The organism is Aliiroseovarius sp. S253 (assembly GCF_049800855.1).
In the GTDB taxonomy this organism is placed as follows: domain Bacteria; phylum Pseudomonadota; class Alphaproteobacteria; order Rhodobacterales; family Rhodobacteraceae; genus Aliiroseovarius.
The window spans coordinates 2,314,255-2,332,965 of record NZ_JBNAFW010000001.1 but is presented as its reverse complement, the minus strand read 5'-3'; the positions used below and the strand labels follow the sequence as shown (position 1 = coordinate 2,332,965).

Annotated in this window: 22 protein-coding genes; 8 read left to right on the top strand and 14 right to left on the bottom strand. The window is 57.9% G+C overall.

Translation table 11 applies throughout. The features are described from left to right. The 4 genes from ACP15F_RS11330 (at position 1) to ACP15F_RS11315 (ending at position 3,559) form a co-directional block, all read left to right on the top strand. Positions 1-1,638, top strand: coding sequence for an amino acid ABC transporter permease (locus tag ACP15F_RS11330; protein ID WP_424940895.1), 1,638 nt, complete (start codon positions 1-3; stop codon positions 1,636-1,638). Between the two features lie 54 nt (positions 1,639-1,692). Beyond that, entirely contained in the window at positions 1,693-2,436 is a 744-nt protein-coding gene (locus ACP15F_RS11325) for an amino acid ABC transporter ATP-binding protein (protein WP_246937843.1), read from the top strand. A gap of 106 nt (positions 2,437-2,542) precedes the next feature. Beyond that, positions 2,543-2,992, top strand: a complete 450-nt coding sequence (gene rpiB, locus ACP15F_RS11320; RefSeq protein WP_424940894.1) for a ribose 5-phosphate isomerase B — start codon at positions 2,543-2,545, stop codon at positions 2,990-2,992. A gap of 21 nt (positions 2,993-3,013) precedes the next feature. Next, a complete protein-coding gene (locus tag ACP15F_RS11315) occupies positions 3,014-3,559 on the top strand; it encodes a hypothetical protein (protein ID WP_424940893.1) in 546 nt (181 codons plus the stop codon). Positions 3,560-3,574: 15 nt separating this feature from the next. Here ACP15F_RS11315 and ACP15F_RS11310 read toward each other — a convergent pair whose 3' ends face one another. From ACP15F_RS11310 to argB, 4 genes are read right to left on the bottom strand one after another with little or no spacing between them, the layout of a single operon-like run. After that, on the bottom strand, positions 3,575-4,078 hold the full coding sequence (locus ACP15F_RS11310) for a SixA phosphatase family protein (protein WP_424940892.1): 504 nt from the start codon (positions 4,076-4,078) through the stop codon (positions 3,575-3,577). Further along, positions 4,075-4,752 (bottom strand): ferredoxin, encoded by a 678-nt coding sequence (locus tag ACP15F_RS11305; protein ID WP_424940891.1) that lies wholly within the window; start codon positions 4,750-4,752, stop codon positions 4,075-4,077. Before ACP15F_RS11305 ends, ACP15F_RS11310 begins: the two co-directional genes overlap by 4 nt. Beyond that, the gene (locus tag ACP15F_RS11300) at positions 4,689-5,483 is read right to left on the bottom strand and encodes a sterol desaturase family protein (protein ID WP_424940890.1); all 795 of its coding nucleotides are present in this window, start codon (positions 5,481-5,483) and stop codon (positions 4,689-4,691) included. The genes ACP15F_RS11305 and ACP15F_RS11300 overlap by 64 nt, the downstream gene beginning before the upstream one ends. Before the next feature lie 51 nt (positions 5,484-5,534). Further along, a complete protein-coding gene (argB, locus tag ACP15F_RS11295) occupies positions 5,535-6,395 on the bottom strand; it encodes an acetylglutamate kinase (RefSeq protein ID WP_424940889.1) in 861 nt (286 codons plus the stop codon). A 105-nt stretch (positions 6,396-6,500) separates the two neighbouring features. Here argB and ACP15F_RS11290 point away from each other — a divergent pair, with 105 nt between their 5' ends. Continuing rightward, positions 6,501-7,235, top strand: coding sequence for an SDR family NAD(P)-dependent oxidoreductase (locus ACP15F_RS11290; protein WP_424940888.1), 735 nt, complete (start codon positions 6,501-6,503; stop codon positions 7,233-7,235). Between the two features lie 42 nt (positions 7,236-7,277). Here the strand turns inward: ACP15F_RS11290 and yihA are convergent, their stop codons facing one another. The 10 genes from yihA to rpmH all read right to left on the bottom strand — a co-directional run bounded on the left by yihA (position 7,278) and on the right by rpmH (position 14,916). Next, a complete protein-coding gene (gene yihA, locus ACP15F_RS11285) occupies positions 7,278-7,931 on the bottom strand; it encodes a ribosome biogenesis GTP-binding protein YihA/YsxC (protein WP_424940887.1) in 654 nt (217 codons plus the stop codon). Continuing rightward, a complete protein-coding gene (locus ACP15F_RS11280) occupies positions 7,928-8,683 on the bottom strand; it encodes an MOSC domain-containing protein (protein WP_424940886.1) in 756 nt (251 codons plus the stop codon). Before ACP15F_RS11280 ends, yihA begins: the two co-directional genes overlap by 4 nt. Continuing rightward, positions 8,680-10,482, bottom strand: a complete 1,803-nt coding sequence (gene yidC / locus ACP15F_RS11275) for a membrane protein insertase YidC (protein WP_424940885.1) — start codon at positions 10,480-10,482, stop codon at positions 8,680-8,682. The genes ACP15F_RS11280 and yidC overlap by 4 nt, the downstream gene beginning before the upstream one ends. Positions 10,483-10,588: 106 nt before the next feature. Then, positions 10,589-11,944, bottom strand: a complete 1,356-nt coding sequence (locus tag ACP15F_RS11270) for a putative bifunctional diguanylate cyclase/phosphodiesterase (RefSeq protein WP_424940884.1) — start codon at positions 11,942-11,944, stop codon at positions 10,589-10,591. A 294-nt stretch (positions 11,945-12,238) separates the two neighbouring features. After that, positions 12,239-13,087 (bottom strand): tRNA 2-thiocytidine(32) synthetase TtcA, encoded by an 849-nt coding sequence (ttcA, locus tag ACP15F_RS11265; RefSeq protein ID WP_424940883.1) that lies wholly within the window; start codon positions 13,085-13,087, stop codon positions 12,239-12,241. Positions 13,088-13,157: 70 nt separating this feature from the next. Continuing rightward, positions 13,158-13,388 carry a hypothetical protein gene (locus tag ACP15F_RS11260; protein WP_424940882.1) on the bottom strand — a complete coding sequence of 77 codons (231 nt, stop codon included), beginning with the start codon at positions 13,386-13,388 and terminating at the stop codon, positions 13,158-13,160. 111 nt (positions 13,389-13,499) lie between these two features. Further along, on the bottom strand, positions 13,500-13,724 hold the full coding sequence (locus ACP15F_RS11255) for a hypothetical protein (RefSeq protein ID WP_424940881.1): 225 nt from the start codon (positions 13,722-13,724) through the stop codon (positions 13,500-13,502). 354 nt (positions 13,725-14,078) lie between these two features. Further along, positions 14,079-14,327, bottom strand: coding sequence for a membrane protein insertion efficiency factor YidD (gene yidD, locus ACP15F_RS11250; RefSeq protein ID WP_424940880.1), 249 nt, complete (start codon positions 14,325-14,327; stop codon positions 14,079-14,081). Then, complete coding sequence (gene rnpA / locus ACP15F_RS11245; RefSeq protein ID WP_424940879.1) at positions 14,324-14,764, bottom strand: ribonuclease P protein component; 441 nt, start codon at positions 14,762-14,764, stop codon at positions 14,324-14,326. The genes yidD and rnpA overlap by 4 nt, the downstream gene beginning before the upstream one ends. Before the next feature lie 17 nt (positions 14,765-14,781). After that, positions 14,782-14,916, bottom strand: coding sequence for a 50S ribosomal protein L34 (rpmH, locus tag ACP15F_RS11240; protein WP_133484898.1), 135 nt, complete (start codon positions 14,914-14,916; stop codon positions 14,782-14,784). A 258-nt stretch (positions 14,917-15,174) separates the two neighbouring features. Here rpmH and ACP15F_RS11235 point away from each other — a divergent pair, with 258 nt between their 5' ends. The 3 genes from ACP15F_RS11235 to ACP15F_RS11225 are packed head-to-tail and all read left to right on the top strand — an operon-like array spanning position 15,175 to position 18,696. Next, positions 15,175-15,918, top strand: a complete 744-nt coding sequence (locus ACP15F_RS11235; RefSeq protein WP_424940878.1) for a TVP38/TMEM64 family protein — start codon at positions 15,175-15,177, stop codon at positions 15,916-15,918. Position 15,919: 1 nt separating this feature from the next. Beyond that, a complete protein-coding gene (locus ACP15F_RS11230; RefSeq protein ID WP_424940877.1) occupies positions 15,920-17,290 on the top strand; it encodes a dihydrolipoyl dehydrogenase family protein in 1,371 nt (456 codons plus the stop codon). A gap of 23 nt (positions 17,291-17,313) precedes the next feature. Then, a complete protein-coding gene (locus ACP15F_RS11225) occupies positions 17,314-18,696 on the top strand; it encodes a sensor histidine kinase (RefSeq protein WP_424940876.1) in 1,383 nt (460 codons plus the stop codon). Positions 18,697-18,711 lie beyond the last annotated feature (15 nt).

The following is an 18,711-nucleotide window of genomic DNA, read 5'->3' as shown; positions in this document are numbered from 1 at the left end:
ATGTCTGATATGTCTTATGTCCGCTCTGAAATGTTGCCCGAACGCTCCCCGCCCGCTTCGTCGGTCGGACCCGTCGGGTGGATGCGGCAAAACCTGTTTAATGGTGTCGTGAACTCGATCCTGACCATTCTATCACTCATCGTGATTGCTATGGCCCTGATGGCATTGCTGCCGTGGCTCTTCCAGCCCACTTGGAACGCGACCTCGCAAAACGAGTGTCACGAGATCGTCGGCGGTGGCCATGGTCATGGGGGCGCCTGTTGGGGCGTGATCCGCGACCGTTGGGAACAGCTGCTGTTTGGCTTCTATCCCAACGGATCCGAAGGGATCATCCCTGACCAACGTTGGCGTCCGATCGTAGCTTTTGCACTTCTGTTTGTGGCGGTGACGCCGGTACTGTTCAACATGATCTCGCGTCGGATGAACTGGGTTCTTCTTTTTGCAGTACTGGGCCTGACTGCCCTGTATCTGGGCGGAGGTGTCGGAATCGTCATCGGTCTTGCTTTGTTGGGGGCCGCTGCCTTCATCGGGTTCAAGGCTCTGTCGACCGACAAAGAAGCTCGTGCAGCTGAAATTGAATCTGGAGCCAAGCGACTGCCTAATCCGCTGATCTTCTCGGCCATCTTCCCCTTCCTCGCACCTTGGCTTTTGTGGGGGGGATCCATCTGGCTACCCGTTGCAGCCGCGTTGGGATTTGTTGCAATTGCCTATTCAGTAAAACGGTTTTCGGCCCTCGGCGTAGGACAGCTTGGCATAGTGTTGATTGCAGTAGCGGTGGCTGCTTTTTGGTTCATCGACCCATTGAGCATTTTGTTGAACATCATTGACAACGTTCGCGGCTGGTTCACTGGAGTGGTCCATTTCACTGACTTCACCGTTAATGTCGGTCGAAGGGTGAGCGGGACAGAAACTGGTATCAGGGATCTATTCCCGTTGATAAACCACGTGTCTAGCATAGGTGATTCACTTCTTCCCATCGGCCTTGAACCTGTGGCAAGCCGAGACTTCGGGGGCTTCATGCTGTCGATCACCATCGGTGTCGTCGCCATCGCCTGTTCGCTGCCAATTGGCATCGTGCTGGCGCTGGGTCGTCAGTCGGATCTGATGATCGTCAAGGCGCTGTGTGTGGGCTTTATCGAGTTCATTCGCGGCGTGCCGCTGATCACGCTTCTGTTCGTGGCATCGACGCTTCTGAACATCTTCATGCCGCCGGGCACCAGCTTTGACATCATCCTTCGGGTGCTGATCATGGTGACGCTCTTCGCCGCAGCCTATATGGCCGAGGTGATCCGGGGTGGTCTGGCCGCACTTCCGCGCGGTCAATATGAAGCCGCAGATGCGCTGGGTCTGGACTATTGGAAAGCACAGCGTTTGATCATCATGCCGCAGGCACTGAAGATCTCGATCCCGGGCATCGTTTCGACCTTCATCGGCGTGTTCAAGGACACGGTGCTGGTGTCGATCATTGGCCTTCTCGACCCGCTGGGTCTTTCGAATGCAATCCGTGCAGACCAAGCTTGGAACGGACTGGTGTGGGAGCTTTATGGCTTCATCGGCCTTCTGTTCTTCGTTTTCTGCTACTCGATGTCGCGTTATTCGATGTATCTCGAACGCCGACTTCGTACGGACCACCGTTAAAGGAGAGACGCTATGTCTTCTATTACTCTCGATCACCACGCTGATCGCAGCAAAATGGCCGTCTCGGACGAGGTGGCAATCGAAATCCGCAACATGAACAAGTGGTATGGCTCGTTCCACGTGCTGCGCGACATTGATCTGACCGTCTATCAGGGCGAACGGATCGTTATCGCGGGGCCGTCGGGCTCGGGTAAATCGACCTTGATCCGTTGTATCAACCGTCTGGAAGAGCATCAGGAAGGCCAGATCATCGTTGACGGGACCGAGCTGACCTCGGACCTGAAAAACGTCGACAAGGTGCGTTCGGAAGTGGGGATGGTGTTCCAACACTTCAACCTCTTTCCGCACCTGACCATTCTGGAAAACTGCACGCTGGCGCCCATCTGGGTGCGCAAAGAGCCCCGCAAAGAGGCTGAAGCGCGCGCGATGCACTTCCTTGAGAAGGTGAAGATCCCGGAACAGGCCCATAAGTATCCGGGCATGTTGTCGGGTGGTCAGCAGCAGCGTGTAGCGATTGCCCGTTCGCTCTGCATGATGCCGCGCATCATGCTGTTCGACGAACCCACCTCGGCGCTTGACCCTGAGATGATCAAGGAAGTGCTGGAAACCATGGTGGAGCTTGCCGAAGAAGGTATGACCATGCTGTGCGTAACCCACGAGATGGGCTTCGCGAAAGAGGTCGCAAACCGCGTGATCTTCATGGATGCCGGCCAGATTGTGGAGCAGAACGAACCGGAAGAGTTCTTCAACAACCCGCAATCAGAACGCACCAAACTGTTCCTCAGCCAGATCCTCTGATCTTTCTGGACAGAACTTCAAAAGCCCCGCCATTTTGGTGGGGCTTTTTTGTTGCGAGGGTGCTAGAAGGCGGCCAACACGGTCACCTCAATCACGGAATGACATCATGACTGCCAACAAACGTATCGTTCTTTCAAGCGACCACGCCGCCATTGATCTGCGCAAGACGATTGCCGATCACATTGTTGCCAAAGGGTACGAAGCCGTCGACATCGGCCCGATGACCCCTGAAAGCACGCATTACCCCAAACATGGTGAAGCCGCTGCACGTAAGGTCGCTTCGGGTGACTGCGCACTGGGTATCATTCTGTGCGGCACCGGTCAGGGCATCATGATGTCGGCCAACCGCGTTGATGGCATCCGCTGCGGTGTCTGCTCGGAAGCGTTCTCGGCCCGTATGATCCGCGAACACAACAACGCCAACATGCTGTCCATCGGCGCCCGTGTCGTCGGTCAGGATCTGGCACTGCACATCGTTGACGCCTTCCTTGACGCCGAGTTCGAGGGTGGACGTCACGCCACTCGCGTTGACATGATGGAAGCGATCGAAGGCTAATCAACAGAGGGCAGGGCGCCCATGTCCGCAAAACCGATATTCGACATCCGAAAATCAGTTTCCAGACGCAATCTGGAATACATGATCATCATGCCGATTATTGCAGTTCTGTTCATTGCAGTGGGGCTGTGGCTCGTGCCCGGTGATGCGGTCTGGGCCCTGTCTTTCGAGGCGCTTGAGACGTGGAACCTGTGGGGCTTCCTTGGCCTCTTCCTGATCCTTACAGCGCTGTACCATCTGGCGAAACTCATTCTCTTCGCGCGCCGCGCCGCTGGCACGTCGGGGGAATGGCGGTTTCGCCTGACGCAAGACGATCTTCTCTGGCAGGTGCCAGATCATGCCCATGGCCCGGAAGAGGGGTTCCATGCGCCGCTGTCCGCCATAAAACAGCTAGAGCACATCACCATCTACCGGTCAGAGCAAGCGGACGAGAACCAATACTGGGTGCATTTCCACGATCACCCATCGATTCAGCTTCGCGAATATACCGGGTATTCCATTCGTGCTTTAATGGACAAGATCCATCAGGCGGGCGTCCCGTTCGAGCGGACCTTGCGTGGGGATTGATCCCAGTCGGGCCGATTAGATCAGCTCGCGCGGGACCACGAACTCGACCACACGGCCAGCCCCCCAGTTCACATCCGCCCAGCTTTCCGCATCAAATTCGATCACGGATGTGGCTGCGGTGGGATAGTGATGGAATTTCTCATGCGGGTGCGGTTCGGCCACTAGCCGCCGCGCCATATAGGCCGATCCGGGATTGTGCGCGACCATCATCACGGTCCCCGCTGAGGCATCGCGCAGCTTCGCCAACATAGTGTCCGGGTCCGCCAGATATAGCGCAGACTGATAGCTTGCCTGCGGCACGCCCACCAGCTTGTCCGCGATTAGGGCCCAAGTCTCGCGCGTGCGGGCAGCATCCGAGCACAGCACCTCGCCGGGAGTGAGCCCATGATCCGCAAGCCAACGCCCAATAGACTTAGCCGACGCCCGGCCTCTCTTGTTCAGCGGGCGAGAATGGTCATCAAGGTCCGCGTCACTCCAGCTGGATTTCGCGTGACGGGTCAGGATCAAAGTCAGGGTCATGTCGGATTAAAGGCTCTCATGTGAAATGCGGATTGAAGGGGCAATCTGCCATAAGTCTGGCTGACAGGACAAGTGCGCCTCACTGCGCAACCTTGTGTCATACAGTCCGCTCGATCCTCGGTGTTGAGATGGGACTTGCAGGCCGGTACGTCGTAGCCGTTGGGGCCAAGGGCGTCTACGGGGCATGCGGTCAGGCAAGGTGCATCACAGGTCAGGCAGGGCTTGGTGCCCGTGTTTGGTAGGTCCAGCAAATGTGGTATGCGGATGGCTCCGCGATAGCTGACCCACAGACCCGCCGTGTCATGCACCAACATCCCTACAGGGCTGTCCCACGCCCGGGCAGAGGCGCGCGCCCATGCCTGAAAGGGTGGGTATGGTGGCCCATCCGACGGAAACACTGCAACTCCGCCCCAGCGCTGGGCAAGGTCTCCGATCACACGCTTCGACCAGCGGTCTATTGGATCAGCCGCACCGTCACGTGCTTCGTTCGTGTCAGAAAATGCCGCCCAGAACCCCGGCTCGTGCGGCCCAAGAAGAAAGATGGTGTCGCCACCGTCGTGTAGCATGCCGAAGACATCCAGATGGACGGCACGGGCTTCGGCCGCGTGATCTATTTCCGCCGGAACGGTAGCATCAGGCTCCAGCCCAGCTTCATCGGTTTCTCGCCCTGCCATTCCAGTCCTATCACCATGTCGTCATGCCCGTCTTTTGGTTGGGCGGTGTAGGTGCCAAACCACCGATCCCAGATCGACAGACAGAAACCATAGTTGCTGTCTGTCTCGTGGCGGTGCACCGAATGATGCACACGATGCATGTCGGGTGTAACAAGAACAAGTCTCAAGACGCGATCCAAAGCCAGTGGAAGCCGCCAATTGGTGTGATTGAACATGGCGGATCCGTTCAGAACGACCTCGAACAGGACTACCGCAATCGCAGGTGCGCCGATCAGGTACACCAGCCCGATCTTGATCAGCATAGAGGCCGCGATTTCGATCGGATGGAAACGCAGAGCGGTCGAGACATCGAAGTCCCGGTCGGCGTGGTGGACACGGTGCAAGCGCCACAGTGCGGGCACCTTATGAAACACCAGATGCTGTGCCCAGATTGCGAAATCGAGGATCAGGAACGCGGCTAGGACCTCTAGCCATGTGGGCAAGTCGATGACGTTGAACAATCCCCAGCCCGCACGCGCTGCATCAATCGCAGCGCCCACCGCAAGCAGTGGCAGAAGAAGACTCATCAGTCGCAGTGTAAGGCTGTCGATCACCACCAGTGACAGGTTGGTGAACCAGCGGCCCGAGCGCGGCTGAACGCGCACGCGACGCGGGGCAAGCGTTTCGGCCATGGCAAAGATGGCAAAGAGCACCAGAAAGCTGCCCAAACGGATCAGGATTTCATATTCCATAAGGGGAATGTAAATCTCCCCCCGGAAGTTCAACTCACGAAGAGGTGCGCCTTACGCACGGATCAGCGACCCGGCACCATGATCGGTGTACAGCTCCAACAGACAGGCATTGGGTGCGCGGCCATCCAGAATGACCACAGCACGTACACCGCCGTCGATTGCATCCAGAGCGGTTTCCGTCTTTGGGATCATCCCACCGGCTATCACGCCCGAAGCCGTCATTTCGCGGATTTTCGTCGGTGTCAGCTCGGTCAGCACTTCACCATCTGCGCCCTTAACGCCTTCCACATCAGTCAGCAGAAGTAGGCGATCGGCCTTCAGCGCGGCAGCAATCGCACCTGCCATCGTGTCACCGTTGATGTTGAATGTTTCGCCATTGCGGCCCGCGCCAAGCGGAGCAATGACCGGAATGGCTTCGGCGGCTGCCAGATCATGCAGCACCGAAACGTCCACGTCCGAGGGCGTGCCGACAAAACCCAAATCTGGGTTGGTCTGGTCGCAGGTGACCAGTCCGGCATCCTTACCTGACAGGCCCACGGCCTTGCCGCCTTCGGCATTGATGGCCTGCACGATGCGTTTGTTTACACGGCCTGACAGGACCATCTCAACGACTTCGACCGTGGCCGCATCGGTGACGCGCTTGCCATTCACAAAGCTGCTTTCGATCTGCAGTTTGTCCAGCATCGCGTTGATCATCGGACCTCCGCCATGCACGACCACTGGCTTCACGCCCACCTGACGCATTAGAACGATGTCGCGTGCAAAGCTGGCCATCTCTTCATCGTCACCCATGGCGTTGCCGCCGAACTTGATGACAACAGTCGCGCCGGAGTAGCGCTGAAGATAGGGCAGGGCTTGGGACAGGGTACGGGCGGTGGCGATCCAATCGCGGTTCATGTTCTGGGTCTTCATCTCTGGTCCTTCGTTCCAACCCTGTTACGCGCTTGGCTGCGTCCTGCCAAGGGGCATTGCAGCCGCAGCCCCGCCTGCTACTGTGGCGCGGACAAGAGGTGCCCCATGAGCGATGATCGCAAAACCCTGCTTCTAACCGGCGCAAGCCGCGGTATCGGACATGCCACAGTGCGCAAGTTCAACCGCGAGGGCTGGCGTGTGATCACCTGTTCGCGCCAACCGTTCCCCGATGAATGCCCATGGGGCGGAGGCGCGGAAAACCACGTCCAGCTGGATCTAGCCGACCCTGCCGACACGATTAATGCGGTCGGCGTCATTCAAGAGCGTCTTAACGGTCGGCTAGATGCGCTGGTGAATAATGCTGGCATCTCGCCTAAAGGCCCGGACGGGGAGCGCCTGAATACGCTTAACACCGACTTGATGGATTGGGGCAAGGTGTTCCATGTGAACTTCTTTGCCTCCGTGGTGCTCGCCCGTGGCCTGCGCGAGGAACTGGCCGCTGCTAAAGGAGCTGTGGTGAACGTGACGTCGATCGCTGGCGCGCGCGTGCATCCTTTTGCAGGTGCGGCCTACGCGACTTCGAAGGCGGCGCTTGCCGCGCTGACTCGCGAAATGGCACATGATTTCGGGCCGATGGGCGTGCGCGTCAACGCCATCGCCCCCGGCGAGGTCGAGACGGCCATCCTGTCCCCCGGTACCGAGAAGATTGTCGAGAAGCTGCCGCTTCAACGTCTTGGCCAGCCTGAAGAAGTCGCTTCGGCGATCTACTTCCTGTGTTCGGATGAAAGCTCGTATATCTCAGGCGCCGAGATCGAGGTGAATGGCGCGCAGCATGTGTGATTTCAGCGCAGAAACTTAGCTACGCGGAGCGTGCAATCCCGGTCAGTCCAGACCGGCGATGATCGCCCGTAGTGTCTCGATCCCATCGCCTTTTTCAGACGAGGTCAGCACCAGTTCTGGATACGCCGCTGGGTGCTTGGATAGTGCCTTGCGCACTTGAGCCAGCACCTTCTCGCGGTCCTTTTCCTTGACCTTATCGGCTTTGGTCATCACCACCTGAAAGGTCACGGCGGACTTGTCCAGAAGGCTCATGATCTCTTCATCGACCTTCTTCACACCATGTCGCGAGTCAACCAGGACAAACGCCCGACGAAGGTTCTGACGGCCTGACAGATAGTTCTTCAAAAGGCGTTGCCACTTCTCGACCACGGCCACTGGCGCGTTCGCATAGCCATAGCCTGGAAGGTCAACAAGATAAGGTCCGTTCGTCGTCGTGAAGAAGTTGATTTCCTGCGTGCGGCCGGGTGTGTTCGATGCGCGGGCCAGCTTGACGCGCCCCGTCAACGCATTGATCAGGCTGGATTTCCCGACGTTTGAACGCCCGGCAAAGCAAACCTCAATCCGGTCGGGTGCGGGCAGACCGTCCATCGCGACGACGCCCTTCAGGAAATCGGTAGCCCCCGCGAACAGCAAGCGACCTTTTTCTTTTGATGACTGATCTGGCTCTTCAGCCATTGGGAATGGAAGCATGGTCATTCGATCACCTCTACCGGTTCCTCACGTACGATTACTCCGGGTTTTGTTACCACGGCATAAACGCCGCAATCCTGATGTCCCCAGTTCTGGTTCAAAACGCCCAGAGTATCCGCATCACGTTCACCCGTGCGGGTGCTGGCGGTTGTCGCCAAGCAACGCGTGATGTGTTCGCGGATCTCAAACTCAGCATCGCCGATGCGCAGGCGCTTGCCAATCCAGCTGCGCTCTTCCCACGGTGCGAAGCCTTCCAGAAGGATGTTCCCGCGCCAGCGCTGCGGCGAGATTTCTCGACCCAGCTTCTCTTCCACGGCGCGGTGAGAAGCGAGGTTAATGAAAGAAACGCTTTCGTAATCCGTGTCGGTCATTCCACGACCAACGGCTACCAGTCGCTCTGGAAGTGCGCGGTTGGTCGGCGACAAGGGGGTGATCCAATTCAGGAAACGCTCGTGATCCTCGGCGCGATCCGGGTTGATCGTGATACCCGGTTGCGAAGGGTGTGTCAGAGTGATCGTATTCGTCACCTCGTCGGTGACAGCAGAAATGGCCATCAGACTAGGAGCCTTAGCCCCGCGCGAGAAATTCGTGCAGGGCACCCAACTTTTACCATCTTCCAACTTGGCGGCTTCATGCGCGACCGCCCATTTGCGGTCGAAGGGCAAGCAATGGCCCTCGTTCACGGGAACGCGCAACAGCTCTTCACGTCCATGCGACTTGATCGGGTGCCGCCAGATACCAGCGACAACCCCGGTCATTTCGCGTCTTTCGGACGTTTCTTGAAGCTTTTCAGTACGTTGCCCAACACGTCAGGCTTGTGCCCATGGCTGCGCATGATCGTGTATTGCTGGATGAATGTAATGGTGTTGTTCGCAATCCAGTAGACCACAAGGCCCGAGGCGAACCCGCCCAGCATGAACATGAATACCCACGGCATCCAAGCAAAGATCATTGCTTGTGTTGCATCGGTGGGTGCCGGGTTCAGCTTCTGTTGCAGCCACATCGAGATACCCAGAAGGATCGGCAGCACACCAAGCGAGATGATGGCCAAGAAGCTTTCCGGGCTGGGGGTCGCATAAGGCAGCAGGCCAAACAGGTTGAGGATCGAGCTGGGATCTGGGGCCGAAAGGTCTTTGATCCAACCGATCCACGGAGCGTGGCGCAGTTCAAGCGTGACGAAAATCACCTTGTAGAGCGAGAAGAAGATCGGGATCTGCAGAAGGATCGGCAAGCAACCCGACGCCGGGTTGACCTTTTCCTTCTTGTACAACTCCATCATTTCTTGCTGGACCTTCTGGCGGTCGTCGCCAGCACGTTCCTTGATCTTCTCCATCTCGGGCTGAAGCTCTTTCATCTTCGCCATCGAGACATAGGATTTGTAGGCCAGCGGGAAGAGAACCGCCTTGATCACAAGCGTCAGGCCGATGATCGCCCAGCCCATGTTGCCGATCAATGCATTCAGCCAGTGCAGAACAGCGAAGATCGGCTTGGTCAGGAAGAAGAACCAACCCCAGTCGATCGAGTCGATGAACTTGTCGATGCCCATGTCGTTCTGGTACGCGCGGATGGTTTCCCATTCCTTGGCACCGGCAAAGAAATGCGTCGTCGCGCTGGCGGTCGCGCCGGGGGCGACGTCTTGCGCGCGCAGGCGGAACTGGGCCTGATAGATGTCAGCTTTGTCAGCATAGCGTACGACCGAGGTAAACGGCTCTCCGGGTTCCGGGATCAGCGTCGTCATCCAGTAATGGTCGGTGAAGCCCAGCCAGCCGTTTTCTTCGACCTGCTGAACATCAGCCAGCGAGGCTTCGCGCTCGTCGTAGCTCAGGTCGGCGATATCCGAATAATCGCTTTCCTCTAGTTCGCCATCCACTTCGCGGATCAGGCCTTCGTGCAGGATGAAAAAGCCTTTCTGGTCCTGCGGTTCGCCATGGCGGGCGATTACGCCGTAGGGGGCCATGCGTTGTGTGGTCTCGCCGGTGTTTTCGACGGCTTGTTCAATCGAGAACATGAAGTTCTCATCGACCGACAAGGTGCGACGGAAAATCAGACCTGCGGGGCTGTCCCAACGTAGCGTGACGGGGGTGGACGGAGTCAGCGTGCTGCCGTTTTCGACAGACCAGATGGTGGTCGGGCCAGGAACATCTGTCAGCGCAGTGGTGCCGCCAGGGGTCCAGCCATAAAGCGTGTAATAGGCTTCCTGCTCACCAGCGGGGCGCAGAAGGGTGACGATGTCGCTCTCTTTCGATAGCTCTACATGGTATTCCTTCAGCTTTAGGTCGTCGATGCGACCGCCCAGAAGCGAGATCGAGCCCGACAGTTCAGGTGTGCTGATGTCTATGCGACCGGCTTCGGCCTGTTGTGTAGCAATGTCCGCCGGTGCTGCGTCTGTCGGTGCAGATGCGGCAGGTGCTGTAGCCGCACTTGTGTCTTGCGACGTTTGCAAGGCTGGCTCGGAGGGCAGAGGAGGCTCGGCTGGTGGAAACATGATCAACCAGCCTGTGATGACAATAAAGCTTAGAACCGTTGCCAGGATTAGGTTCTTATTCTGGTCGTCCATCGTGCCTACCACTCATAGATTTCGGTCAGAGTGGTTCAACAGGGCAAGGGCCAAAAGGTCAAGCAGTTTATCCTGATACACCAAGAAATGCGGGCGATTGATCCGACTAGGCGTGCTTTAAAACGGGATGAGAACGATCCGAGGTAGATTTATGGTTTTTAATCCAAAGACTGGTGACATCCATCGGCATCGGCTTGGCCACGGCATAGCCTTGGACGTCAGTGCACCCAAGTTCCCCCAGTTTGGCGTATTCACCATGGGTTTCGACGCCTTCAGCCAGTGCTCTTATCTCCAGCTGTTTGGCCATGGTCAGGATAGCTGCGACCATGTTTTGTTGGTCGGGATCGGTGTCGATATGGGTGATGAAAGACCGATCGATCTTGATTCGGTTTAGACAGAAACGCCGGATATGTGCGATCGACGCATGGCCAGTGCCGAAATCATCCAGATCGATATTGCAGCCCATCCGAGACAGCGCATTGATGTTGCGGACGATGACATCGTCCTCGCCTTGGGCAATCACACTTTCCAGAACTTCCAGTGTCAGCCGTTCAGGTGAAACGTCAAATCGGTCCAAATCCCAGCGAATTTTCTCGAATAATTTAGGATTAGACAGCTCTGCCGAGGACAAGTTGATCGATATGGTGGGTACTTCGAGCCCCTGTTTGTCCCACGCGCAAATGGCGGTTAGGCATTCAAACAGCATCACTTCGCTAAGACGTTCAAGCAATCCCGCCTGTGTAAGCGCAGGCAGGAACGCTCCAGGAGCTATCCAACCCTGCTTAGGATGGTTCCACCGCACCAGGGCCTCCATCCCAGTTAGACGCCCAGTCCGCAGACAGACCTGTGGCTGAAACCAAGGAAGCATCTGGCCGGTCTCCAACGCTTCGGTAAGTTCGGCCTCAGAATGGTTGGTGGCCGCTGCCCGTGGGGCCATGCCGTTGGAGAAGGCACGTATAGATCCCGGTCCAGCTGCTTGAGCGCTTTGAAGGGCGCTTTCTGCTGCCTGAAACAGTGATTCCCCCGTTGCTTCGGGCGCGCGTTGCGGAAGAGCAAATCCTACGCTGGCGGTTAGGTGCAGGTGCGTTTCGTTCAACTCGATTGGTGTCGTAATGGCAGATTGAAGGCGCGAGGCAATTTGCAACACGACTTCTAGATCAGCGCGTGCGGCCCGGTCGATGGCGACCCCAAATTTTCCGCGATCCAGAGAGCAAATCAGATCAGTCACACGCAGCATCGATCGAAGAGTCTCGCCCAATTGCGTCTCAATTCTGTCCTGTGCGTCGCGTCCATAGTGTTCGGCCAGATTCGGAAAGGCGTCCACTTCGATCACCAGACAGGTTTTCTCTTTCATTTCGGGGTCTTCAAAACCTGTATCCAGCATATTGATCAAGCGCTCGCGTTGGGGCAGATCGGTTACCGGATCGGTGGGCCACCTGTCCTTCAGGGAGCTTCGCGTCAATGCGCCACCCAGGGCAAAGAGGCCCGGAAAGATGATCGCTGAAAGCAACAGGAGCGGTTCCCCTCCCATCCAGAAAGCCAGAAGCATGGCAGCAGGTAAAATGGCAGTGAACTGGGGACTGAGCAGAAGATTCCGAACAGCGATTTTGCGGGAATGATGACCAAAGCTGGCAGTCATGATGGGTTCCTATGACTTACTCTCAAAAAACGCCCCGAGTTGCCGGGCGCTTTGGACAAAGTAGGAACATGTGGTCAATCAGGTATTAACGTGTCCAAAAAAACTATCAAAAATTAGTCAGGAGTTTTCGTCAATTTTTGCGGGGTCGCGTGTTAGCCCAACGAAATCAAATAACTGAGGGTCCAGAAGGTGGCTGGGACGCGTGTTCATAAGCGCCTTGAACATGATTTGTCGGCGGCCGGGGAAGTTCCGTTCCCATCCATCGATGATCTTTTTCACTTGCTGGCGCTGCAGCCCGTCCTGTGATCCGCAAAGGTCACAGGGGATGATCGGGTAGTTCATCTGAGTCGCGAATTTCTCGCAATCTTCCTCGGCCACATGGGCCAGAGGGCGATAGACGAAAAGGTCACCTTCTTCGTTCACCAGCTTCGGCGGCATCGTGGCCAGGCGGCCACCGTGGAAGAGGTTCATAAAGAAGGTTTCTAGAATGTCGTCACGATGGTGACCCAGAACCACGGCAGAGCAGCCTTCTTCGCGTGCGATTCTGTAAAGGTTGCCACGACGCAGGCGTGAGCAGAGCGAGCAGAAGGTGCGGCCCTGAGGAATCTTGTCCATGACGATCGAATAGGTGTCTTCGTATTCGATCCGGTTGGGCACCTGCATTTTCTCAAGAAACTCAGGCAGGACTGTCGCGGGGAATCCCGGCTGTCCTTGGTCGAGGTTACAGGCAAGGATTTCCACCGGCAGAACGCCGCGCCACTTCAGCTCGTAAAGCGCGGCCAGCATCGTATAGCTGTCCTTGCCGCCCGACAGGCAGACCAGCCATTTGGCCCCGCGTTCGACCATGCCGTACTGGTCCAAGGCCTCGCGCACATTGCGCATGATGCGCTTACGCAGCTTCTTGAACTCGGTGGTCGAGGGCGCGCCGTGAAACAGCGGGTGGATATCATCAAGGTCGCCCAACATGGGCGCGGCATAGGCGAAAACGCCCCGCCGGGCAAGGGTGCGAAGGCACGTGGGCCTTCGCGTGATGCCCTTACAGCAGGTGCTGGCGTTGAGAGGGCAAAACCGGATCAGGCGGGGGCAGCCCCAGATCGCGACGGATCGCAGGCGGCAAATCCTCGAGCCGACCGGGTTTCATCGGTTTGGCAAACAGGCTGGCGCGGATCACGCGCCAGCGGCCGTGGCGCGCTATTAGGCTGCGCAAACTTGCCTCAAGCCGTTTGGAATGCGACGGGCGTGGCGGAAGGGTTAATGAGTAGGTCATAATCGGTCTCCTCAATCGGGTGTGACTGTGTTGTCGGACCTCAAGTCAACTTTAGGTCAAGCACTTTCTGGTCCGCCCCAAAATGCGGGGCGGACCGTGTGAAAGCGCGGATTACAGTCGCGGTTCGCGGAATTCTGGCGGAGGGTGGCCAGGCGGAAGCCCGACGTCCCGGCGCAGGTGATCGGACAGATGGTCCGCCCGTGGACGCCGTACGTTCCGCGCGACAAGCCGCATCATCAGCGTGCGCAGCACACGCATCGCACCGTGGTCGGCAATCAGATTGTCCAGCAGGTCGTTCAGCCGGACGGGTTCAGAATGAAAATTCGAGTCCATCATGGGTTGGTCACCGACACAGGGCCGGCCCTTCTTTGAAGTTTGGGTTGGTTGCAATGAGAGCTGAAAGGTTACGAAGCGACGGACGCAGTACGGCCGTGGTCTTGGTTACATGTTAGCTATCGGAAAGCCCGGCATACGGGCTGGTGAGGGCGGTCAGACGCGTGACGCAAAGGTCACGAAGCGTGAGTGCCCCAATAGGCCGCAACACAGGTTTGGCGGAGAGCGCTGGTATTCGTCATGTAACGCCTCCTTCTGTTTGAGCGTTGCGGATGGCGCCTGTTTAGCGCAAACGGATCACAACTCAAGTTTCAAGTGAAAGTTGCAACGGTCTGTGGCCGCAGGGGCACGATTGTATCAATCGTGGGTGCTACAATCGTGATCTTTTCCGGGCACTGGATCATAGCCGCAGGATCCCCAGGGATTGCAGCGCGCAATCCGTCTTGCCGCCATCCAGCCGCCCTTGAAGGCGCCGTGCTTTTGCAGGGCTTCCAACGCATAGGCGCTGCAGGTGGGCTGATAACGGCAGTTGAACCCAACCCAAGGGCTGAAGATCAGGCGATAGGCCCGGATCGGCAGGGATAGGATGAAAGCTGCGGGGCTCATGATTTCTTTCGCGGGGCGTGGATCTGGTCAATGGCGCGGGCAAGGTCCGCTTTAAGATCCATATAGTCTCGCGACACGGTTTTTTCAGCGCGACCGATCAACACATAGTCCCAGCCGGGTTTAGCGAGACCGGGCAGGACCTCGCGCGCAATGGCGCGCAAGCGGCGTTTGGCGCGGTTGCGGACGACGGCGTTGCCGACCTTTTTTGAGCAGGTGTACCCGATGCGGGTCTGGTCGGGCGCGGGTGTCTCACCGTCACGCCGTTTGCGTGCCTGTAACAAAAACGCGGGCGCTGGCGCACGACGGGCGCGCGCGGCAGCCAGAAAGTCACGCCGTTCGGTCAAGGTGATCAATTTGGGATCATCCACGCAAACGGAAACCGCCGCAGACCCATCGGCCTCGGCGGTCTTCGTTTTGTCAGCTTTGGGCGCAGACATGCCTGCGACCCGAGCGCTTATGCGCTCAGCGACTTCCGGCCACGTACGCGGCGGGCATTCAGGATCTTGCGACCGGCTTTGGTAGCCATGCGCGAGCGAAAGCCGTGGCGGCGTTTGCGAACCAGGTTCGAAGGTTGGTATGTGCGTTTCATCGCCCGTCTCCGTTAATGCTCCCAATCCCGGTGGATTCGGAGCGTGTGTCATTCGAAGCCCGGTCTATAGGGGGCATTCTGGGGCAAGTCAAATGCCTGATGAAATATTTTCGCCCCTTTTGTTACATCCGTACGCGATTTCTTCACCCCTGTTCAAGCAAGCGTGAGGTGGGTGGGCAAGGCAGGAGTTTGGGCTCATGTTGCAGACAACCAAACGCGGTGCTGCCGCCTGCATGCCGAAACGGCCCGGAAAGACAGATGATGATGACTGAACCCGACACAAATATGTCGAAGCCCGCACAGAACGCGCTTCTGCGCCGTCTTCCTTTGATTGCGATCCTAAGTGTGGCCGTGATCGGGGCATTTACCCTGCGCGACTATCTGAGCTTCGAGACGTTGGCACAAAACCGCGAGGCGTTGTTGGCGTTTCGAGACGCCAACTATCTGCTGACGGTGGGCGTGTTTATCGCGGCCTATGTGGTGATCGTCGGCTTCTCGCTGCCCGGCGCGACCATTGCGACCCTGACAGGGGGCTTCCTGTTCGCAACCTTCCCAGGTGTGCTCTTCAACGTCACGGGCGCCACGATTGGTGCCGTGCTGATCTTTATGGCTGCGCGTTGGGGGCTGGGTGAAAAACTAGCCGCCAAGATGGAAGGTAGCGAGGGCGCGGTGAAATCCATCAAGGATGGGATCGACGAGAATCAGTGGTCTGTTCTGTTCTTGATCCGCCTCGTTCCAGCCGTGCCGTTCTTTGTGGCCAACCTGATCCCTGCGCTGGTTGGTGTACCGCTGCATCGCTTCGTCATCTCGACCTTCTTTGGCATTATCCCCGGTGGGCTGGTCTATACTTCGGTGGGCGCTGGGTTGGGCGAGGTATTTGCCCGCGGTGAAACCCCGGATCTTGGTATCATCTTTGAGCCTCACATCCTGTTGCCCATACTGGGACTGGCAGCCCTTGCCGCCCTTCCGATGGTGCTGAAACTTTTCAAGAAGGACGCCTGACATGGCAGAACGTATCAAGACGGATGTCTGCATCATCGGTGCAGGCTCGGGCGGGCTGTCTGTCGCGGCTGGAGCCGTGCAGATGGGTGCATCAGTTGTGCTGCTGGAAGGCCACAAGATGGGCGGGGACTGCCTGAACTATGGCTGCGTGCCGTCCAAGGCGCTGCTCCATGCAGGCAAGGCTGGCATGGAATGGAACGCAGCGCATGACCATGTGCACCAGACCATTGCGACCATCGAACCCCACGATTCGGTCGAGCGGTTTGAAGGGCTGGGCGTGCGGGTGATCACCGAATACGGCCAGTTCATCTCGCCGAAAGAGGTGCAAGCGGGCGACTATGTCATCGAAGCGCGGCGCTTCGTGATTTCGACTGGCTCGTCGCCGCTGGTGCCGCCCATTCCGGGCATCGAGAATGTGCCCTATGAAACCAACGAGACGATCTTCGAGCTGAAAACCCGTCCCGATCACCTGCTGATCATTGGCGGCGGTCCCATCGGGATGGAGATGGCGCAAGCACACCGCCGGCTTGGCTGTGAGGTCACCGTGATCGAAGGCATGAAGGCGCTGGGCCGGGATGATCCTGAGATGGCCGCGCACGTGCTAGATGCTTTGCGCGACGAAGGCATCGCCATTGAAGAAGACGCGATGGCCGCTGAAATTCGCGGCAAGGCCGGTGCGATCGAGGTCGAGGCCAAGGATGGCCGCATCTTCAAAGGTACGCATCTGTTGATGGCCGTGGGGCGCAAAGCCAACACCGACAAGCTGAACTTGGAAGCCGCAGGCATCGACCCCACCCGCGCAGGCATCAAGGTCGATACCAGTCTGCGCACGACCAATAAGAAGGTCTATGCGATTGGCGATGTGGCGGGCGGACTGCAGTTCACCCATGTGGCGGGCTACCACGCGGGTGTCATCATCCGCTCAATGCTGTTTGGGCTGCCCTCGAAACAACGCACGGATCACATCCCATGGGCGACCTATACCGCGCCCGAGCTGGCACAGATCGGCCTGACTGAAGCAGAAGCGCGAAAGGTCCATGGCGATAAGCTGGAAGTGGCACGGTTCGACTTCGCCGGAAACGACCGCGCCATCGCGACCCAGCAGGCAAAAGGGCTGATCAAGGTGATGATCGTCAAAGGCCGCCCTGTCGGGGTCTCTATCGTCGGCCCCGGCGCGGGCGAAATGATCACCCTTTGGGCGCTCGCTATCGCCAACCGTTTGAAAATGGGGCAGATCGCGGGCATGGTCGCGCCTTATCCCACCATGGCGGAAATCAGCAAGCGGGCGGCGGGGGCCTATTTCTCGCCTCGACTTTTTGATAACCCTATGGTCAAGCGGGTGGTAGGTTTCGTGCAGAAATTTATCCCGTAACCCCAACTGACGAGGGCGCGCAGGTGTTCAATACTCTTTCCGGCCGTTTTCTGATCCTGACGACCCTGTTCGTCATGCTGGCCGAGATTATGATCTTCGTGCCTTCGGTCGCGCGCTTTCGGGCCGACTACTTACAAGACCGTTTGGAACGTGCACAGATCGCGTCTCTTGCTTTGTTGGCAGACGACATGATTGCACCGGAACTGGAAGCCGAGCTTTTAGAAAACGCCGAGGTCTATAACGTCGTTCTGCGCCGCGATGAGATGCGCGAGCTAATGTTGTCATCGACTCCTCCCGGCGCGGTGACCCACGACTATGACCTACGCGACGCATCGGCGATGACATTGATTAGGGACGCGATGATGCGCCTGTTCAATTCCGAGCCCGAGGTCATCCGTGTCATCGGCGATCCCGTGCGCGAGGGTGGGCTGGTGATCGAAGTCACCATGTGGACAGCCAAGCTGCGCGCTGCGATGATCGACTATGGGGTAAACATTCTTCTGCTTTCGGCCGTCATTTCTGTCATTACCGCGCTGCTTCTGTTCCTAGCAGTGCAGCGATTGATTGTGCGCCCGATCAAGGGGGTCGTTGGCAATATGAAAGCCTATGCCGCCGATCCCGAGGACGCGCGACGCATCATTGCCCCCGGCACGACAGTAACGGAATTGCGCGAAGCCGAGGTCACGCTGCGCAGCCTTCAGACCGATCTAACCGGTGCGTTAAAGCAAAAGGAACGACTGGCGCAGCTGGGCGGGGCGGTCGCCAGGATTAGCCATGACCTGCGCAACGTGCTGACCACAGCACAGCTGTTTGCCGACCGAATGGAAAGCAGCGAAGATCCGATGGTTAAACGGGTCGTGCCGAAGCTTGTTAATTCGATCACCCGCGCGGTCAGTCTGTGTGAAAACACTTTGGCATTTGGTAAGGCGGAAGAACCCGCGCCAAGCATGAACCGTTTCAATCTGGCCGAGCTGACAGCCGACATCATTGAAAGCGAGCGTCTGTCGGCGGGCGAACATGACCTGTCTTTCGCCGAAGACATCCCTGCCGGCCTAACCCTGCGCGCCGATCCCGAGCAGCTTTATCGCGTGCTGTCCAACCTTGTGCGCAACGCGCGGCAAGCGATCGTGGCGTCCGGCAAACCGGGCGAGATTGCGTTGCAGGCCAGCGAAACCGAAACTGATTGGCAGATTCGCGTCGTGGATACCGGGCCGGGCTTGCCCAAGTCGTCGCGGGATCACCTGTTTCAACCCTTCGCGGGCACCAACCGCAAGGGAGGGTCTGGTCTGGGTATGGCCATCTCGGCCGAGCTGGTGCGCGGGCATGGTGGCACGTTAGAGCTGGAAAACTCCGACGAATCGGGCACGACGTTTCTGATCACGCTGCCGCGCGACATCGCGGGCTGAACTCTTCTTGGCAAA